Genomic DNA, 20,214 nt, shown 5'->3' with positions numbered 1-20,214 from the left:
AAGGATTGGTAGCTGATTGTTTATGGTTCTGAGAAGTGTTGGCGGAGGAAGGGTGAGGGTTGAGTAAAAATAATTACTCAATAACTTTATAAAGCTTAGTTTATTTTATTCACTACAGGTCTTGATATGGCATCTCATATAAACACAAAACGTACCCTCAAAAACTGGCAAAACTTTGATCAGCAGCTGAACATCTTACAGGATAGCGGGCTTATTATTGAAAATTTTGAACGATCAATACATTACCTATCTTGTATTGGCTATTACCGTCTAAGTGGCTATTGGTATCCATTCCGCAAGTCAATTAGTCACAAAGAACGAGATGATTTATTTATAGCAAGAACGTGTTTCAATAATGTTTTAGATATTTATCAATTTGATAAAAAGCTGAGATTGATTTGTCTAGATGCATTAGAGCGCATTGAGATGGCTATCAGAACTGAGGTTTCTCATCCTTTGGGACGCTCTGATCCACAAGCTCATTTGTATAAAAGGTTTTTAGATGGCGATTTTACAAAATACTATAAACGTTTCAGTAAATCAAAAGCATGATATTTGGTTAGAGCATTGTAATCAACAAATAAAGCGTTCAAAGGCACAGAAACAGCCAGCAATTCAACATCATTTACAGCATTATGATGGCATACCGATATGGGTAGCGGTGGAGGTGCTGGATTTTGGTTCTATATCTAAGCTTTATTCAGGACTTACATATAAGCATCGTCAGCAGATTGCAGACAAATATAAAATTAGTGAAAATGTATTTTCAAGCTGGATACATGCTCTAAACATTGTTCGAAACGTTTGTGCTCATTATTCTAGATTATCGAATACTAATATTTCTAAGCCCGCAAAAAAATCGAGTGGAATCTGTAGTTGGCATTATTTAGATAGAAAAAAATATTTTTCTATCTACGCTTAATAAAATATTTATTAAAGACTATCAGTCCACGTGCAGAATGGGATAAGCGAATTGAGTTACTGCTCCAAGAATTTCCTTTAGTAACTAATGGCGCTATTTCAATTAAAGACATGGGTTTTGAGAGTTGGTCAGACTGGAATTTCTAAAATATCAAATAAAAGAAGACCGCCACATTTCTTATTGAGACATGCTCAAAAAGTAGAGGTGGCGGTACTGTTACGACTAACATAGCCAAAGTTATAATCGTAAACAAGATTATTTTGACAAATAAGCCACGATGTCATGTTTTTAAAAATTTGGATTCAACCACTTCTCAGCAATTTTCATATCCTAGCCTTTACGCTCAGCATAACTCTCTACCTGATCCATACTAATCTTACCCACGTTGAAGTAGACACTTTCAGGATGCGAGTAATATAAATTATTGCTTACTTAGCATCTCTTTTGGCAAAAATATTCGCCACTAATGCACCACTAAAGTTATGCCACACGCTAAAGATTGCACTTGGAAGGGCTGCAACAGGGTTGAAGTAAGTAGCGGCGAGCGCAGCCCCAAGGCCAGAGTTCTGCATGCCCACTTCAATCATGATGGCACGCCGTTGTATTTCAGTAAAACCTAAGAATAGGGCGAGCAGATATCCTAAGCTATAACCGATTAAGTTATGTAAAGCGACAACGACAAAGACCAGAGCACCACTATCTAGGATAGTGGCTTTAGAGACAGCAACTACCGCGGCTATAATAATTGAAATACCCAATACTGAAATCATGGGCAGCACACTGATAGCAGATTCAATTTTATTGCCAAGAAATTTATGCACTACGATACCCAATAAAATAGGTAAGATAACTATCTTAGTAATGGTAATCATCATACTGAGCAGATCGATATCAATCAATTGACCGGCAAAGATTTCTAATAGAATTGGAGTCAAGAATGGCGCAAGCAAAGTAGATATAGAGGTGATAGCCACACTTAAAGCCACATCGCCTTTAGCTAAGAAGGTAATAACGTTACTAGAAGTACCGCCAGGGCAACAACCAACCAAAATAACCCCGACGGCTATTAACGGATCAAGCTGAAATATCACCGTCAATAAGTAGGCTATCAACGGCATAAGGGTAAATTGTGCCAACAAACCTATCAACACAGGTTTTGGTCGTTTTACAATTTCTAAAAAGTCTGTGGTCTTAAGCGTCATACCCATACCAAACATAATAATGCCTAATATCGGAACGATAAGAAATGCCAAAGATGCAAAGAATTCAGGAAAGAGAAACCCTACAACGGCACTAAGTAATGCCCAAATGGCAAAGGTTTTTCCAACCCAGCTAGAAAGTGCCGCAATTTGATTCACAATGCTTCTCGAAAAATAATAAAGTAGTCAATAAGTTAACATGTATCTTCATTGCAAATTATAAAAATATTCTCTTGTCTGCTGAACAATAAGTTCTCATATTGCTACAAACTAACTGAACCTAGTAGCTTAAAAAATATCCTACAAATTCGGATTCAACCACTTCTCAGCAGTTTTCATATCCCAACCTTTACGCTCAGCGTAGCTCTCTAACTGATCAGTGCTAATTTTACCCACATTAAAGTAGACACTTTCAGGATGCGAGTAATAGAATCCGCTAACTGATGAGGCAGGCCACATCGCATAGCTTTCGGTCAATGTGGTACCAATAGCGTCAACCGTGCCCAGCCATTCAAACAATTTACCTTTTTCAGTATGTTCAGGGCAGGCAGGATAGCCAGGAGCAGGGCGGATACCGACATATTTTTCTTTGAGCATTTCATCTTGGCTCAGGGTTTCTTCCGGCTGATAACCCCAATACTGTTTACGAATCAACTCATGTAGATGTTCAGCAAAGGCTTCAGCCAAGCGGTCAGACAAGGCTTGCACCATGATAGCGTTATAGTCATCGCCATTGGTCTTATATTCTTCAGCGAGCGCTTCTGTACCCACCATTGAGACCGTAAAGCCACCAAGATAATCCGTATGCGCGTCCGATGGCGAGATGAAATCTGCCAAGCTAAAGTTAGGCTTGCCGCTGGCCTTGTCGCTTTGTTGGCGCAAATGCTCGAATTGATAAGTTGGCGTACCGCCTTGTTGGGGGTCGTTATCATAGACAGTAACCGTATCAGCACCGGTGCGCCGCGCAGGCATGAGTTTAAACACCCCCTTAGCAATGATTAACTTCTCATCAATCATTTTTTTGAGCATATCTTCTGCATTACCAAATAAGTCGCGCGCGGCTTCACCGACTACCTCATCTTGCAGAATTTTGGGATATTTACCCGCCAGCCCCCAAGAAATAAAGAACGGCGTCCAGTCAATATAAGGCAGTAAATTGGTTATGGGATAATCGTCAAGTATGACTTGGCCTTGCTGGTTAGGAGTAGGCGGCACATAGTTGTCCCAATCATCCTTAAAGCCAATTTTGATTGATTCCGCATACGATATTTTGGCGGCTTTAGGTTGGCGTTTGGCTAAGCGCTCACGTACTTTAATATATTCTGCGCGGGTTTCATCAATCAAGGCTTGGCGGTTTTCTTTGGACAGCAGCTTAGTGACCACGCCGACTGCGCGTGAGGCATCAGACACATAGATGACACCGTTGTTTTGATATTGGGGTTCAACTTTGACTGCAGTATGCGCTTTGGATGTGGTCGCGCCGCCAATCATCAAGGGCAAGGTTATGCCGCGCTCTTGCATTTGTTTGGCGACATAGACCATCTCATCGAGGCTAGGAGTAATCAAGCCTGATAGCCCGATAATATCGACTTTTTCAGCAAGCGCGGTATCGAGGATTTTTTCACAAGGTACCATTACGCCCATATCGACGATGTCATAGCCATTACAGCCGAGCACCACGCCGACGATGTTTTTACCGATATCATGCACGTCGCCTTTGACCGTCGCCATCAGAATTCTACCTTTGGTTTCTCCTGCGACTTTTCCGGCTTCGATGTAGGGGTTGAGCCATGCGACCGACTGTTTCATGACCCGTGCGGACTTCACCACTTGCGGTAAGAACATCTTACCCGCACCAAATAAATCACCAACGATGTTCATGCCATCCATTAGTGGCCCTTCGATAACTTCGAGCGGAAGTGGATATTTTAGGCGCGCCTCTTCGGTATCTGCTTCGATAAAGGTGGTAATACCTTTCACTAAGGCATGAGCAATACGCTCTTCAACCGTGCCTTCACGCCACGTTAAATCAACGGTGCTGTCTTTTTTCTTACCACCAAAGCTATAATTTTCAGCGACGGTCATCAACCGTTCAGTAGCATCTTGTCCCGTCTCGCCTTGGTTGTGGTTGAACATCACATCTTCGATGGCATCGCGTGCTTCTTTAGGGATGTCATCATATAGCTCAAGCATCGCAGGGTTAACGATACCCATGGTTAGGCCGTTTTGTATCGCGTGATAGAGAAACACTGAGTTAATGGCTTCACGGATAGGATTACCACGGAAGCTGAACGAGACGTTAGAGACGCCACCCGATACCATCGCATTGGGCAAGTTATCAGTAATCCAGCGTGTGGCATTGATAAAATCCGCGCCATAGTTGTTATGGTCGGTGATGCCAGTGGCAACCGCAAAAATGTTGGGGTCAAAGATGATATCTTCTGACGGAAAGCCGACTTCATTGACCAATACCTCATAGCTGCGTTGACAGATGCCAGTTTTTCGCTCGTAGGTATCGGCCTGCCCATCTTCATCAAAGGCCATCACGATGACCGCTGCCCCGTAACGCATACAGAGACGAGCGCGTTCGACGAACTCATCATGACCTTCTTTTAAGGAGATGGAGTTAACGATTGACTTGCCTTGGATACGCTTCAGACCTTCTTCGATAATATCCCATTTAGAGGAATCAATCATCAAGGGCACCCGGCTAATATCGGGCTCACCTGAAACCAAATTAACGAAATGAATCATCGCCTGTTTAGAGTCGAGCATGCCCTCGTCCATATTGATATCGACAACTTGCGCACCGCCCTCGACTTGATCACGAGCGACATCAAGCGCTTCGGTATAGGCTTCGGTTTTAATCAAACGCAAGAATTTCTTGGAACCAGTAACGTTGGTACGCTCACCGACGTTAACGAACAAGCTTGCAGGGGTGATGTTAAACGGCTCAAGTCCTGATAAGCGGCAGGCAGGCGGAATCTCAGGAATCACACGCGGCGGGAATTTAGCCACCATATTGGCAATTTGGCGGATATGCTCAGGTGTGGTACCACAGCAGCCGCCAACGATATTCAAAATACCCGCTTTGGCAAAACCTTCGAGTAGAGCAGTGGTTTCTTTAGGAGTTTCGTCGTACTCACCAAACTCATTGGGCAAGCCCGCATTTGGATGTGCAGAGACATACATGTTAGCAATATTGGATAGCGTTTGAATATGTGGTCTGAGTGCATCAGCGCCTAGCGCACAGTTAAAGCCAACAGAGAGTGGTTTGGCATGACGGACTGAGTTATAAAACGCCTCAGCCGTTTGCCCTGAAAGCGTGCGACCCGACGCATCGGTAATCGTACCGGATATCATAATCGGCAGCTCAAAACCGATGTCATCAAATACACCGGTTACCGCAAAGATTGCTGCTTTGGCGTTCAAGGTATCAAAAATAGTTTCGATTAGGATAATATCAACGCCGCCTTCCATCAGCGCCAGCGTTGACTCGCGATAATTCAGTACCAATTCATCAAAGGTGATGTTACGAAAAGCGGGGTCATTGACATCCGGTGATAGCGAACAAGTACGTGATGTTGGGCCTAACACTCCAGCAACAAAGCGTGGCTTTTCTGGCGTCTTAGCGGTGAATTCATCAGCCGCTTCACGGGCAATCCTTGCCGCAGACTTATTCAGTTCAGGCACCAGATATTGCATATCATAGTCTGACATTGACAGGCGTGTGCCATTAAAACTGTTGGTCTCAATAATGTCCGCACCAGCCTCGAGGTGGGCAAGATGAATCTCTTTCACCATATGTGGTTGCGAAAGCACCAATAAATCATTATTACCTCGAACATCTTGGCTGATATTGGCAAAACGCTCGCCACGGTAATCTGCTTCCTCAAGTTTATAGTTTTGAATATGAGTTCCCATCGCGCCATCTAGCATTAAGATTCGTGATGCCATTTGTTCAGTGATGCGCTCACGGGCAGTGAGCTGCTGCGCCTTATGAGGGAAAATCGCTGGCGGCGTCAATATAAAATCATTGGGATTGGCGTTTGGATTGCCATTGTCTACAGCTAGCGTAGTAGAAGATACGGTTGTATCAGCCTGAGAAGCGTTTATCGAGGTCATAGGAACACTACTTATATGTCAATATTATTGAGATAGGATAGGAAGGGAAAAGGTTGAAAATATTAAAAAGAAAAAGGGTTAAATTCTTAGTATTTTAGCATGAAAATCGCAGCGCTCGCGGGCATGTCCTTATTCATCATTAGCAATACAAAACTTCTGCCGCACTGGTCCACCTAATGAATAGCCATATTATTAACAGGTGACTCAAAATTTTTTGTATACGTGAATAGATATCATTCAATCTAATAAGGGGACAAAACTTTAATTTTAAACATTAAAGTTCAAGTTTTTGTTTAAAAAATAGGCAGAAATTACATGTACATCACAAAAAATAGCGTAATTGCAAATTGTTAATTTCATTTTATATGTTAATTTGAGTTTAGAAGAATGGGTCGTTCGTAAGATTGACTTATAAATCTGTAGTCGTAGAGTTTTGGCTAATAGTCAGCATTATGCCTACCGGGCTTCGAAGGACAATACGTAAATCGGTAAGAAAATAATTAGGATATATTTCATTATTAAGGAAAGCATTATGAAAATTACCAAAATTGCAGCTATCGGCGCCCTTGCTATTTCAATCGCCGGACTGAGTGCCTGTAATAATATGATGCCACAAAAAGACGCGGCAATGAAAGCACCAATGCACAGTCAATCCATGGCCAAAATGAATGTAGTACAGCTTGCCCAAAGTAATCCTGACTTCTCAGTATTGGTAGAAGCGGTACAAGCTGCTGGTCTTGCTGGTGCGCTATCTAACCCTAGTGCTCATTACACTGTTTTTGCGCCAACCAACGCCGCCTTTATGCAAGTTTTGCAAGAAACCGGCATGACTAAAGCGCAATTGTTCGCTAATAAACCACTATTGACTAAAATATTGGGTTACCATGTGATTAGTGGTGATATGGCAATGTATGCTAAAGACGTTAAGCCAGGCAACGTTATGACGCTGAGCAAAGATACGCTTGTAGTCACTCCTCAAGGTAAACTGATGGATGAAAGTGGTCGTACTGCCAACATCTTAAAAACTGATATGGCTGCTACTAATGGCGTGGTACACGTAATTGATAGAGTGTTGTTACCTAAATAGGTGTTAATTGACAGCTGAAAAGATATGCTCATATGTCTTGATTCAGCAAAGCTAATTGCTAGGCTGCCAATATTAGATATCATCAATATTGGCATTATTAATATTATGTTTATCATCAACATTTAACGGACAATCGACTACCAAAAAATACCTTCGTTTATTTTCAAAGAATTTTATTGATCAAAGGTAAACGATTTTTTGAGACTTGATTGAGCTTTTTTCTTTAGAATCTTAATGCGTTAATCAAAACTTTCCAAAGAGAGTAATATTAACTTCGATGATAAAAATAGATCGCTGATGCTATATATCATTGCTCAAACAGGGTTAATCTGATATAACAGCGGTCAACACACAAGCAAACAACAGTGTGGTACATTTATTTAATAAAGTATTACTATCTAAGTAAGCTTTAGTTAGAAACTAGTAAGTTATCTTCGGATTTCTTGATATAATGAAACCGAGATTAGAGTTGGGTAATATCTATGATGGGCTATCTGCTAAGTTACCGATACTGAAAACTATCTTTATAGATATTATCAGTATTAGGCTAATTATCAGCTTTTAGCAATGAACCAATTACTGACAACTACTTTCACTTATCGCTAAGAATTTTTACTTATCAATCCACTTATTCAACTACCACCAACAAGGATATACCTATGCTAAAAAATGCTTTATTACCTTTAGTAATCGCCATGGCCGCATTATCACTAGCAGCCTGTAGTGACAAAGAAGCAGCTGCTCCAGCTGAAACTGATACTACAGCTGCGGTTGAAACTGAGGCTATGCCTGAAGTTACACCTGAAGCAGAAGTTGCAGCTGCAGTAGATCCTATGGCTGATACTACTGCGACGCAAAGTATTGCTGAAATTGCTGCTGGCAATGAAAATCTAACGATCTTAACAGCTGCACTAAAAGCCGCTGGGCTTGATACCATGATGATGGATGCAGGAACATACACTGTATTTGCTCCAACTGATGATGCATTTGCTGCTGTATTGACCAAACTAAATGTAACTAAAGAAGAGCTATTAGCCAATACAGATTTGCTAAAAAGCGTTCTTCCGTATCATGTAGTTCCTATGGTCGTTAAAGCTGCTGATATTCCTTATGACAAACCTATCGAGACTGTTAACGGTCAGATGATCACTATTAGTGATGCTAACGTTATCACTGATGCTAGCGGTAACACTGCTAATATCACTGGTACAGATATGATGGCGACTAACGGTGTGGTTCACGTTATTGATGCAGTATTATTACCAAAATCATAATATCTAATCAATATTAGTCTATATTAATTGTAAAAAGCTCAGCCACTAGTGCTGGGCTTTTTTGTGGGCTAAGTAGACGTGTTTTTAACTCTGTACAGGTAAGTCTATATGAGTTCACTACAGCATTGTCTTCACTTGAGTTACCTACTGTGATGAGCCAGCTACCATTTTTTCTTAGGGTCGCTATAGCATTAACAATATCTAAACTATTATATTCAACTCTATTCAAAGTTTCTTGATCAAAAGTATTCCAGTTAGAGGGTTTAATGAATATCCATTTTAAGTATCAAGATTATAAGGTAATGGGTGTCCCACAAAAAAGCCCGTGACCATAGCCACGGGCTTTTTGTAATTGGACTTATTTACTCAAGTGCTATTATTAGTTTAGCTCACTTTAAAGTCTATTATTTAAGGTCTTCATCTAATAAATCTTTATTTAGTGGATCTTTAGCTAATCTTCGCTGCTCTTCTAGATGACGCTCTTCCCAATATGGCGCGTTTTTGATACCGAATTTTGCTGGATCAAAACTATAACGTTTCACGCCAGCTTTGCGTTGTGCTTCGTAGTCTTTGAGCATGGTTAGCGTTGGACGGGCCACAATGAAGATGACCAAGATACCAACAATATTGAGCCAAGCCATGAGGCCAACACCAATATCACCAATAGCCCAAACATAGCCTGCTGAGTTAAGACCACCATAGGCAACCATAACCATAATTAAGACTTTAGCTAAGAAAAGACCTGTTTTATGAGCACCGCGACCTATAAAGCGTGTTAAGTAAGTAACGTTAACTTCAGCAATATAGTAGTAAGCCAAAATCGTAGTAAAGGCAAAGAAGAATACAGCGATTGCGATAAAGACATTACCAAAAGTACCGTATACTGATTCCATTGCCATTTGTGTAAAGGCTGGTGCATTGATTTCAGTAGTGGCGGCTACATTTTGGACAATGAACTGACCGTCTGGTAACGTACCTTGAATGTTATACATGCCAGTAGATAAAATCATAAATGCAGTAGCAGAACAAACCAGTAACGTATCAACGTAGACTGAGAATGCTTGCACTAGACCTTGCTGTGATGGATGCTCAACTTCAGCAGCAGCAGCAGCGTGAGGGCCAGTACCTTGTCCGGCTTCGTTAGAGTAAATACCACGTTTCACACCCCAACCAATTGCCGCACCAAAACCTGCTTGTGCAGTAAAGGCATCACCAACGATCATACCAAATACATCTGGGATCAAACTGAAGTTGCTGAACATGATGATTAAGGCTAAGGCAATATAACCGACTGCCATAAATGGTACTGCGTATTCGGTAAAAGTTGCAATACGTTTAATACCACCGAAGATGATGATACCTAAGACTACTAAAATGATGCCTAAGCCGACTAGACGCATAGAGCCGACTTCTAATCCTGCAACATTCATTATGGTTCCTTCACCCATGACTTGGGCAAAGGCACTAATAACGCCATTCGCCTGTACACCAGGTAAGAACATACCACATGATAAAATAGAAGCGATTGCGAAAAGTATACCGTACCATTTCTGACCGAGCGCTCGCTCAAAGTAATAAGCAGGGCCACCACGATATTCGCCAGTAATAACATCTTTTTCTTTATAAATCTGTGCCAATGTTGATTCAACATAAGCGGTAGAAGCACCTAAGAATGCCACAACCCACATCCAAAATACCGCACCTGGACCACCGAAGCCGATAGCCGCAGCTACCCCAGCGATGTTACCCATACCCACACGCCCGGCAAGCGATACCGCAAGTGCCTGAAATGATGAAATACCATCTGTACTGGACTTACCTGTGAAGAGTAATTTTATCATTTCGCCGAATAGACGCACTTGCACGAAACGCGTCATGATGGAATAAAACAAACCTGCGCCTAAGCATAAGTAAATTAGGGCTGGGCTCCAAATAATTCCGTTTACTAAACTGACTAAACCTTCCATATGTATTCCTCAAACAATCTCAAAGCGGTGATATTTAGCGTTAATAGTTCTAGTGAAAATAACTGTATCAAAACGAACAGTAACGCCATCTTAACCACTGAGGATGGATTGTAGTTGTCTGTATTTATCCGCTTGGCTTATCATTAACGCCTGAGCTGTTAACATGAGCGTAGCTGCGGTCGCAATTCCTTTTGCTATCCTGATTGTCGCCTTATGATTATGACATGACACCGTAAGAATAGGTAAATAACAAATAGACCAGCGGATAAAACAGGCGGTTATGTTATTTAATTTTCGATATTTAATAAATCGTGTACCAATTGTACACGAACCATACAATTACGTAACTGCAATTTGCCATAGTTTTGCATGAATTACTAGAATTTTATTTGTCCGCTAGTGGTTATATTTGTATTAATGAATATTGTTTAAGACACATAGAAAGTGTCAGAGTACCTTATAGCCGCCTTTTGCAGCAAATTTTGCTGATTGCTAATAAAGCAATATTTTGAATAGGCTGATCAACTGCATAAAAAATAAACAGAGATAAGAGTATTTTTAAAGCTTTGCGGTTGCTTTTTGGTAACGATGAATTGTAAAAACCCAATTATATCGCCATCATTAGCAATATATCTTTGAGCTATCACCTCGACTAAACGATCAACTATCGTATGTTGAGTTATATATAGTTATCTATTATTAGGAAGCACACATATGACGCATAAATCTATCTTAAAACCCATGTTACTATCAGCGATATTAGCAACATCAACAGTTGGTTTGACAGGGTGTGGCTACAACAATCTACAGTCACAAGATGAGCAAGTTACTGCTTCATGGTCAGAGGTGGTTAACCAATATCAGCGCCGTACGGATTTAGTGCCTAACTTGGTAAAAGTCGTGCAACAGTACGCTGATCAAGAGCAAGAGGTTTTTACCCAAGTTGCAGCCGCGCGTGCACGTGCAGGTAGTATCACCATAACACCGGAAGTGCTTAATGATCCGCAAGCCATGGAGCGTTATGCTGAAGCACAAGCACAGATGGGCGGCGCCTTATCACGGTTGATGGCAGTGTCTGAGCGTTATCCTGAGCTAAAGTCTGATGCCTTATTCCAAGACTTACAGGCGCAGTTAGAAGGGACAGAAAACCGCATCACGGTCGCGCGTAATCGCTATATTCAAGAAGTACAAAGCTATAATACGACTGTACGCCAGTTCCCAACTAATATCACGGCCAAGGTATTTGGTATGCAAGTCAAACCGAATTTTACCGTGGCTAACGAAGACGCTATTTCTACTGCCCCAAGCGTTGATTTCGGGGATGACAATGCAGCGCCTGCCCAATAAAGTTTAAGGTAGAAAGTAAAAAAGTCTAACGATAATAAAAAGACAATTCAGCACGAGTGTCACTCGAGGTGGTATAGATCAAATGAATAACTCCAGAGCAATCGTATCCGCATTATTATTCACGCTAAGCACTGCCAGTGCGACGTCGCTGTATGCTGCGCCGAACGAAGTTGCTGCCGCTGAAAACACATCGAGTATGCAAAACCGTAGCGTTGAGGACTTAGTCGCTCTTGCAAAAGCTGGCCAAGCCAATGAGGCTATTAATGAGACAGTGCTGGGCAATGATGCCTTAAACCCTAATGCTGCTGATAGCGATACGCCCAATGATGGTGTAACTGAGTCTCAGGCAAAGACCACCACCTTGCCATCGGTGCAGTCAAGTACTGCTAGTATTGATGCAGATAAGCTGATATTGAATGAACCGGTCGTTGATCAAGCAAATATCTTAACGCCACAGCAAAAACAGCGCTTAACCGAACAGCTAAATGGCATTTATCGACAGGGTTTGGCGCAGGCAGCGGTAGTGATTGTTCCCACTACCAATGGCTTACCGATATTTGATTACGCTCTGCAAGTGGCGGATAAATGGCAGCTGGGTAATAAAGACATTGATGATGGTTTACTGATTGTGTTGGCCGTCAATGATCGTGATATCTATATTCTAACCGGTTACGGACTCGAAGGCGTGATGCCAGATTCGGCGGTCAACCGCATTATACGTGAGGACATCACCCCTTATTTTAAAAAAAATGACTATGCCACTGGCCTATCTGCAGGTATTAGTAGTTTAGAGGCACGCCTGAATGCTGATCCTGAAGTGCTGGCACGTGCAGACGAACAAGCTGCCGCGCGTAGTACTCAGAAAGCCTCGGATGAAAGCCCTTCATCGATAGCGTTATTCATTATTGCTATGATTTTTGGTAGCTTTATCACCCGTATTTTTGGGCGCGTATTCGGCTCAGTTTTGACCGCTGGTGGCTTTTTTGCAGGTTCCTTAGCATTGGGGGGCGGCTTTTTTATGACCATCATCATGGCTATATTCTTATGGATGTTCCTGATTTCGCGCGGTTCAGGCGGCGGACGTGGTGGACGCGGCGGCGGTGGTGGCATGGTATTCCTACCGGGCTTAGGTGGCGGTAGTAGCGGTGGCGGCGGTGGTGGTTTTGGCGGCGGCGGCTTCGGTGGTGGCGGTGGTGGTTTCGGCGGCGGCGGCGCTGGTGGTTCATGGTAGATTAGCTGCAAAATGACTTTTAAGACCAAATTTGATAATACCGTTTTTATAAATTTAATAAAACAGAAAGTTTAGCGCTCATCAGCCAATTATTGGCAACAGCGCACTTGAGGACATAATATAATGGCACAAAACAACTTACCTTCATCACAGGCAAGTTTTGCCCGCTGGTGGCGTCAAGTCTTGTTTGTCCCTATGCTGTATAGCAAATGGCTGACAGCAGAGACCAAAGCACGTTTGACAAAGAAGGTTACCGAGGCAGAGCGCGGTCATCGTGGTGAGGTGTTTTTAGTCATAGAAAACCATTTGCCTATCCAAGAGGCCTATCATATTAATTGCCGCGCACGTGCTATTGATTTATTCAGTGAGTATCGGGTGTGGGATACTGAAGAAAATACGGGCGTGTTAGTGTATGTCAATATCTGTGAGAAAAGTTTAGATATTATTGCCGATCGCGGTATCAGTACGCATGTTAGTCCAACCGTATGGCGGGCGATGTGTGACAAAGCAGTGGCAGGTATTGCTAACCGAAAGACAGAAGAGAGTTTGACTGACTTATTAGATGAGATAGGGCAGTTACTAAGTCAATATTATTATCTTGAAGATAATCCAGCAGGGAATGAGCTGTCTGATACAGTAGTATTTCTAAAATAGCTGGTATGAAATAAGTTTTTTCAAAAATGCCTTTCAAATCGTTTTATAACAGGAAATAGCTAACGTTGTAATAGACCATCAATTTGTTTGAGCAATAGTGGCATTACTATCCCTGCTTTTTCGGCTAATGTGATATCAACGACCGTATTAGGTGTAGGGTTGGGATTTATCTCAATAATCTTTGCGCCATTTTGCCTAGCCAGCTGGGCAAGACCGGCAGCCGGATAAACCAGACTTGAGGTGCCAATACTAATGAACACTTCACAATTGGCTGCTGCACTTTCTGCCGTTTGCCATGCCTGTACGGGTAATACTTCACCGAACCAGACAATATCTGGCCGCATGTATCCTCCGCAATGGGTGCACTTTATTAGCTTATCATCGTCGCTAGCTATAGAGTTTAAACGTTGCGACTGACCAGTAGATTGAGTGTCTAAAGGGCTATTATAAAGTACGTCACATTGACTACAACGATTGCGCCACAGATGACCATGTAGATGGGTTGCCGTACTCCCAGCTTGCTCGTGCAGGTCATCAACGTTTTGAGTAATCAACGTTAAGTGTTGTTTATATACTTCAGTATCTTGTTGCCATTGTGCAAGTGCATAATGTGCCGAATTAGGCATTTTATTATGTACCAACTGCCTGCGCCACTGATACCATGACCATACCAGCTGCGGATCACGTGCAAAAGCGGTACAAGTCGCTAAATCTTCAGCGCGGTATTGCTCCCACAGACCCGTTTGCTTGTCACGAAAAGTAGGGATGCCACTTTCTGCTGAAATTCCTGCTCCAGTTAAAACACAAATACGTGATGATGCGGCTAATAATTTTGCAGCATGATGCACTTCAACTACTAACTTTGGTGACAGTTCTGCTAACATGACTTGATCCCTGCTGATAATGGATGCATACCTCTATGATAGACGGAATTTGGTGGCTTGTTATATTGCTAGCAGTCGTCGCTGTGCTGTGGTTATTGGCACATCTTCGCGGTACTAAAGCAGACAATAATGCTAAGACTTCGGGAAAACAAAAACCCCCTAACGACGCTTTAAAAAAGACAGCAACTTTAGTTAAAAAACATTTTCCGGACTACCGCGTAATTTGTAGAGCCAACCATTTGCTCATTACTAAACTGGGCAAAAAAGTAGCAATGATTACTATAGATAAGAAAATTGCTGCCGGTCAGCGTCACTTAGGAGAGTTACCTATTATTAATTATCATCGCACACCCAGTCGCGCCCAGTTGTGGGAGGATTTGCAAGCTGCAGAATAGAGCTGAAAAGTGCCTCAACAATTAATTATATAATGAGGCCTAGAACGGATCTAATATAGGAAAGATACGAAGTTATATCGTGGTTTTGGCATAGAGTTAAATGTCATTGAACTCTATAAGAAAGAGTATAAGATACAATTATCTAGATTTAGCAATGAGCATTCATATAATTATAAGATTAAATCATTACTTAAAATACCAAAAAACCAGAGTAAAAGATTTATAACGATAAGAGGTACGCTGATCGATAGATGTGTTTCAAATGAGGTATTAGTGGCTGTAAAAAATGTGTTCAAAATAACTAGGCCAAGCTTAGTAGCTGCTTAGACCTATAGAAACTCTCATTTAGAATTATTTTTATTTTCGCGTTAGTATAAGCCAAATGATTACTGCACACCAAAACACTGCTGCAACTGACAATGCAGCTATATAAAAAACATTCATTATTCCTCTCAATTGCGAATCGCTCAACGTAAACGTTAAAGGTCCGCTACACTGTTAGCTCTTCACAAAAATTCACAAATGGGGTATAGGATAGCAGAATTACCTATTCAATTTTAGATATTTGCTTTATCTTTTGTATTAGGATTTAAATATCGACTTTTTTGTTTTATATGGCACGAGTAGCAAAAGACATGATAGTTCTGCTATCACCTTTATACTATAATTTATTGTGTAGAATAAAAGGTAGGAGGTATTGCTAGATAAGGGGGTATTTCGATGATTGGTGCGCTCGGCGGGAATCGAACCCACGACCCTCGGCTTCGGAGACCGATACTCTATCCAACTGAGCTACGAGCGCATGATGTGACGGCTTAAAACGATACTGATAAGCCCTACTTTATTTTAATGTATCAATGATCGTACTTTAAAGAGCATCGAGAAATAAAGACCGCCTAGTCTAACAAATAAAAGCCCAAAAGCCAATATACAACGCCTGCTATTAGCATTTTTTAAGAAAAAACAAGATAGTCCGTAAACAGGCATGGCAATCTAACCGTCTTTTCCCTTATAATGTTAGGGAGAATTTACATTGATAATCACCGATTACAAGTGTGCCCGCGAGCCTGATGCCTGTTTGCTATTGATGACAATGTTATCAAAGGAGGACATACAGAGTGTTCACGTTGAGCCCGCCGCTTGTATATGTAATAAGAGAACGTGACGAATGAGAAAAGTAGTTATGTTATCGGCAGCTGCCATTCTAGGAATCGCTAGTATCGCGGTGAGCCAAGCTGAAGATATCGCAGATACCCCTGTAACCATCTCTGACGTAGCAGAAGCTCAGGACGTTGTTGCTAACGCGCCTGAAGTGCTTGGCGACGATGTACAGGCTGCTGCTGACACCACCACAGCTCCAGACGATGCAGCGCCCGTTGAAGAAGCAGTGCAAGCTGCCGTTGCTCCCGCTGACGAAGAGCCCATCCCCAAAGATACGCCACAAGTTCAAAAGCTGGTTGCACTATATCCGAACCTGATCGCGCGTATTCAGCCAGTTGGCCGCGTATGCTTTGAGGAAGGTGAGATTTGTGATGTTACAGCGCGCTCGTCTGGCCCGTCAGCTGGTGACGGACCTCGTGAGGGTGTCGCAGTATATAATGCGGTATGTCATACTTGTCACGCATCAGGCTTACTTGGCTCCCCAATGCTGGGTGATGCGGGTGCTTGGGGTCCACGTATTGCAAAAGGTGCAGATACCTTATATACGCATGCTATTAATGGCTTTAATGCCATGCCAGCCAAAGGCGGCGCTGATATTCCTGACGAAGAGGTACAAAATGCAGTGGATTATATGATAGGCGAAGCCAGCTAATTTATAATAATTTGCTAGAAATCATACGTTATTAGTAAACTCGTAGGTTTTGAGCGGGTATTTTAGTACTTTGGCTGTTCTGGTACGTGAATTATCAAAACACAGTGAAAGTCGTTTTTTATAACGACTCTATCTGATGTTTACCCTAGCGTACCAGCGTTTAAAGCATCTATTTCATTAAATGAGATAGATGCTTTTTTGTTTTTATTTATTGTAGTTTTCCTAATAGATAGGTTACTAATATGATGCTAACAACGCTACACAGTTGAAATTTGCCATCAGCAACCTCACTTTAAGGCATTAGGTTATCTATTATATAAACCAATTTATCAAACCAATATAGAGGTATTCATGTCTGAAGTACCAGCGCTTGCTATCAAAAATTTATCCAAAACTTATGGCAACGGCTTTTCGGCGTTAAAAGAAGTCAGCTTAACGGTGCCACAAGGTGGATTTTTTGCACTACTCGGGCCAAACGGTGCTGGTAAGTCAACGATGATTGGTATTATCAGCTCGCTGTTTAAACCGACCAATGGCAGTGTGCATATTTTTGGCGCTGACCTATTAGCCAATCCTTCAGTTGCCAAGCAGTATTTAGGCGTGGTGCCACAAGAGTTTAATTTTAACCAGTTTGAAAAAGTAGAAGATATTTTAATTACTCAAGCTGGCTACTTCGGTATATCTGCTAAAGAGTCAAAACCACGTGCTGAGCGCTTGCTTAAGGCATTAGGTCTGTGGGATAAGCGCAATAATATGTCACGGGAGCTGTCAGGTGGTATGAAGCGCCGCTTGATGATTGCACGCGCGCTGATTCATAAGCCTAAGCTTTTAATCCTTGATGAGCCCACTGCTGGGGTTGATATTGAATTGCGCCGCTCGATGTGGGAATTCATGCAGCAAATTAATATTGAAGAAAACACTACTATTATCCTCACCACTCACTATTTAGAGGAGGCTGAGCAGCTGTGTAAACGCATTGCAATTTTAGATCATGGCGAAATTCGCATCAATACTGAAATGAAAGACTTACTGGCGCAGTTGTCGGTTGAGACCTTTGTGTTAGATTTGACTCAACCGCTCACCCATCCTTTAGTCATTGATAAGGTAACAGAGATTGTCCAGCCTGATGAGCTGACTGTGGAAGTGACCCTGAGTAAAGGTGAGACTCTCAATTGTGTCTTTGAGCAGCTCACTGAGCTTAATATCGAGGTGGCCAGCATGCGTAACAAGTCTAACCGCCTAGAAGAGTTATTTATGCGATTAGTAGACAAAAATGTTCAGAGTGAGGACAGTATGAAAGAGGCAGGATTATGAAACAGGAAATCATTATAGATCCTAATGAGACGATGTCTTCAAGTAAAAAGTGGATTGCTTTTCGTACTATATTAGTCAAAGAGATCCGTCGAATACTGCGTATTTGGCCGCAGACCCTGTTGCCACCGGTTATTACGATGGCTTTATACTTTGTCATTTTTGGTAAAATGATTGGCTCACGGGTGGGGGAGATGGGCGGCGTACCGTACATGCAGTTTATCGTCCCGGGTCTCATCATGATGGCAGTGATTACCAATAGTTATTCTAATGTGGTATCAAGCTTTTTTAGTGCTAAATTTACCGCCAGTATCGAAGAGCTGTTAGTGTCTCCAGTTTCCAAACACGCCATATTAATGGGTTACATCGGTGGTGGTATTTTTCGCGGTCTGATTATTGCTATTATTGTCTCTATCGTCGCGCTATTCTTTACTCATCTGGGTATCGAGCATTTATTTGTCACTATATTTACGGTGCTTGGAACCTCTATTTTATTTTCATTAGGTGGTTTTATTAATGCGGCCTATGCCCGCTCATTCGATGACATCACTATTATTCCAAGCTTCGTACTGACCCCACTGACCTTCTTGGGCGGGGTGTTTTATTCGATGGAGAACTTATCCACATTTTGGTACAACATCTCACTACTGAATCCTATCGTTTATATGGTCAATGCTTTTCGTTACGGTATCCTTGGTTATTCTGATGTTAATGTTTGGTATTCAATGGCAGCGATCTTTATATTTTGCGTGGTGTTTTATGTCATCTCCTATCGTCTGTTGAGTGATGGCTCACGTATTCGCTTGTAGATAAATATTGACCTAACTAAAAAGTTATAGAGAGCAGCGTTGATAATAAATAACAACTAAATAAATAACAGTAACTAATAATATTAATAAAAATTAGGCATGGTGAATACTAAATAAAATAGATACGGGTCATAAACTCACAAGATTGGCAAAATTTTCTCGCTTGTTGGGCTGCTGCGCCACTCCAGAGGCTTCGAAACTTTCCCACAGCCATGTTTACTGTATCGGTTTTAGAGTAGGCCAACTATATTATGAGGAAGTACAAATGAGCATTCATGGTATTTTAGGTGAGCAAACCACCGATTATCCTACTGAATATAGCCCGCAAACGTTATATCCTATCGCCCGTAGTATGGGACGTGACGTTATTGGTTGGCAGACAGATAAGTTGACAGTTGGGGTAGATTGGTGGCATGCGTTTGAAATCTCATGGCTCAATCCGCAAGGTATCTCACAGGTGGCACTGGCGCGTTTTAGTATTCCGGCAAGCTCGCCTTATATTGTTGAGTCTAAATCGTTGAAATTGTATTTAAACAGTATTAACTTTACCGAGTTTTCGAGCTGGGAAGAAGTACGAACGCTGATTGCTAAAGATTTATCAAGTTGCGTACAAGCCGACGTAACATTTGAGTTAATTGGTTTAGACGATACCGAATCAGGATTACTGATTACGCAACCGGAGGGCATTTGTATTGATAATGCCTTAGCCAATAGTACGGACAAAGTGGCGTTAACGGTCCATCCAGACGCCTCATTGCTTGCAGCATCTATGATAGAAACAGAGCAAAATGAAGGTCAGTCTTATACCTTTTATTCTAATCTACTGCGTAGCAATTGTCCGGTGACCAATCAGCCGGATTGGGGCACTTTAGCGGTCACTATGAGCAGCAAGCAATTGGTTAATTACGCCAATATGCTGCGTTATATTTTAAGCTTTCGTCAGCATAATGGTTTTCATGAGCAATGCGTGGAGCAAATATTTGCCGATTTGAGCCGATATTATCAGCCTAGCGCGCTGATGGTACGCGCATGGTATACGCGTCGTGGTGGTATTGATATCAATCCTTGCCGCGTCAGTGAGCTTTCTTTGTTGCCAGCACCAAGCCGCTTGATTCGCCAGTAGCCATTAACGTCTATAAAATACATTAGTGTTAACGCAGCAAGTTTGCAGATACAGAAAAGCGCCTATTAATAGG

At 41.9% G+C, this 20,214-nt stretch carries 16 protein-coding genes, 1 tRNA gene and 1 pseudogene; 12 read left to right on the top strand and 6 right to left on the bottom strand.

Going from position 1 to position 20,214, the window contains the following annotated elements; translation table 11 throughout:
• Window positions 1-126 precede the first annotated feature (126 nt).
• Together AAEY88_RS11645 and AAEY88_RS11640 are read left to right on the top strand one after the other, a co-directional pair.
• Entirely contained in the window at window positions 127-552 is a 426-nt protein-coding gene (locus AAEY88_RS11645) for an Abi family protein (protein ID WP_350562557.1), read from the top strand.
• Window positions 503-922: an Abi family protein gene (locus AAEY88_RS11640; protein ID WP_350562555.1), complete on the top strand. Its 420-nt coding sequence runs from the start codon at window positions 503-505 to the stop codon at window positions 920-922. The genes AAEY88_RS11645 and AAEY88_RS11640 overlap by 50 nt, the downstream gene beginning before the upstream one ends.
• 330 nt (window positions 923-1,252) lie before the next feature.
• Here the strand turns inward: AAEY88_RS11640 and AAEY88_RS11635 are convergent.
• The 3 genes and pseudogenes from AAEY88_RS11635 to metH all read right to left on the bottom strand — a co-directional run.
• Window positions 1,253-1,348 (bottom strand): annotated as a pseudogene (locus AAEY88_RS11635) (vitamin B12 dependent-methionine synthase activation domain-containing protein); the annotation flags it as partial.
• 2 nt (window positions 1,349-1,350) lie between these two features.
• Window positions 1,351-2,280, bottom strand: a complete 930-nt coding sequence (locus tag AAEY88_RS11630) for a bile acid:sodium symporter family protein (protein WP_350562553.1) — start codon at window positions 2,278-2,280, stop codon at window positions 1,351-1,353.
• Between the two features lie 141 nt (window positions 2,281-2,421).
• Window positions 2,422-6,246, bottom strand: coding sequence for a methionine synthase (metH, locus tag AAEY88_RS11625; RefSeq protein ID WP_407074456.1), 3,825 nt, complete (start codon window positions 6,244-6,246; stop codon window positions 2,422-2,424).
• A 532-nt stretch (window positions 6,247-6,778) separates the two neighbouring features.
• Between metH and AAEY88_RS11620 the strand changes: the two genes are divergently transcribed.
• Both AAEY88_RS11620 and AAEY88_RS11615 read left to right on the top strand, forming a co-directional pair.
• On the top strand, window positions 6,779-7,333 hold the full coding sequence (locus AAEY88_RS11620; protein ID WP_350562551.1) for a fasciclin domain-containing protein: 555 nt from the start codon (window positions 6,779-6,781) through the stop codon (window positions 7,331-7,333).
• Window positions 7,334-7,992: 659 nt separating this feature from the next.
• Complete coding sequence (locus AAEY88_RS11615; RefSeq protein WP_350562549.1) at window positions 7,993-8,607, top strand: fasciclin domain-containing protein; 615 nt, start codon at window positions 7,993-7,995, stop codon at window positions 8,605-8,607.
• Window positions 8,608-9,011: 404 nt separating this feature from the next.
• Here the strand turns inward: AAEY88_RS11615 and AAEY88_RS11610 are convergent, their stop codons facing one another.
• Window positions 9,012-10,574 (bottom strand): alanine/glycine:cation symporter family protein, encoded by a 1,563-nt coding sequence (locus AAEY88_RS11610; RefSeq protein WP_350562547.1) that lies wholly within the window; start codon window positions 10,572-10,574, stop codon window positions 9,012-9,014.
• Window positions 10,575-11,288: 714 nt separating this feature from the next.
• Between AAEY88_RS11610 and AAEY88_RS11605 the strand changes: the two genes are divergently transcribed.
• From AAEY88_RS11605 to AAEY88_RS11595, 3 genes are all read left to right on the top strand, one after another.
• Window positions 11,289-11,921, top strand: coding sequence for a LemA family protein (locus tag AAEY88_RS11605; RefSeq protein WP_350562545.1), 633 nt, complete (start codon window positions 11,289-11,291; stop codon window positions 11,919-11,921).
• A gap of 82 nt (window positions 11,922-12,003) precedes the next feature.
• Entirely contained in the window at window positions 12,004-13,152 is a 1,149-nt protein-coding gene (locus tag AAEY88_RS11600; RefSeq protein ID WP_350562543.1) for a TPM domain-containing protein, read from the top strand.
• Between the two features lie 123 nt (window positions 13,153-13,275).
• Window positions 13,276-13,806 (top strand): TPM domain-containing protein, encoded by a 531-nt coding sequence (locus AAEY88_RS11595; RefSeq protein ID WP_350562541.1) that lies wholly within the window; start codon window positions 13,276-13,278, stop codon window positions 13,804-13,806.
• A 59-nt stretch (window positions 13,807-13,865) separates the two neighbouring features.
• On the opposite strand, the gene AAEY88_RS11590 is transcribed toward AAEY88_RS11595, so the two are convergent.
• Complete coding sequence (locus tag AAEY88_RS11590; RefSeq protein ID WP_350562539.1) at window positions 13,866-14,690, bottom strand: NAD-dependent deacylase; 825 nt, start codon at window positions 14,688-14,690, stop codon at window positions 13,866-13,868.
• A gap of 35 nt (window positions 14,691-14,725) precedes the next feature.
• Here AAEY88_RS11590 and AAEY88_RS11585 point away from each other — a divergent pair, with 35 nt between their 5' ends.
• Window positions 14,726-15,085, top strand: a complete 360-nt coding sequence (locus tag AAEY88_RS11585; RefSeq protein WP_350562537.1) for a hypothetical protein — start codon at window positions 14,726-14,728, stop codon at window positions 15,083-15,085.
• A 725-nt stretch (window positions 15,086-15,810) separates the two neighbouring features.
• Here the strand turns inward: AAEY88_RS11585 and AAEY88_RS11580 are convergent.
• Window positions 15,811-15,887, bottom strand: a tRNA-Arg gene (locus AAEY88_RS11580).
• A gap of 381 nt (window positions 15,888-16,268) precedes the next feature.
• Between AAEY88_RS11580 and AAEY88_RS11575 the strand changes: the two genes are divergently transcribed.
• The 4 genes from AAEY88_RS11575 (at window position 16,269) to queF (ending at window position 20,141) form a co-directional block, all read left to right on the top strand.
• Window positions 16,269-16,898, top strand: a complete 630-nt coding sequence (locus tag AAEY88_RS11575; RefSeq protein ID WP_350562535.1) for a c-type cytochrome — start codon at window positions 16,269-16,271, stop codon at window positions 16,896-16,898.
• Window positions 16,899-17,249: 351 nt separating this feature from the next.
• On the top strand, window positions 17,250-18,212 hold the full coding sequence (locus tag AAEY88_RS11570; protein WP_350562533.1) for an ABC transporter ATP-binding protein: 963 nt from the start codon (window positions 17,250-17,252) through the stop codon (window positions 18,210-18,212).
• Window positions 18,213-18,244: 32 nt separating this feature from the next.
• A complete protein-coding gene (locus tag AAEY88_RS11565) occupies window positions 18,245-19,018 on the top strand; it encodes an ABC transporter permease (protein ID WP_350562626.1) in 774 nt (257 codons plus the stop codon).
• A gap of 265 nt (window positions 19,019-19,283) precedes the next feature.
• Entirely contained in the window at window positions 19,284-20,141 is an 858-nt protein-coding gene (gene queF, locus AAEY88_RS11560; RefSeq protein ID WP_350562531.1) for an NADPH-dependent 7-cyano-7-deazaguanine reductase QueF, read from the top strand.
• Window positions 20,142-20,214 lie beyond the last annotated feature (73 nt).

Origin of the sequence: Psychrobacter sp. CAL346-MNA-CIBAN-0220, from assembly GCF_040309805.1 — a bacterium.
GTDB lineage: Bacteria > Pseudomonadota > Gammaproteobacteria > Pseudomonadales > Moraxellaceae > Psychrobacter.
This window is presented reverse-complemented; position numbering and strand designations above follow the sequence as displayed.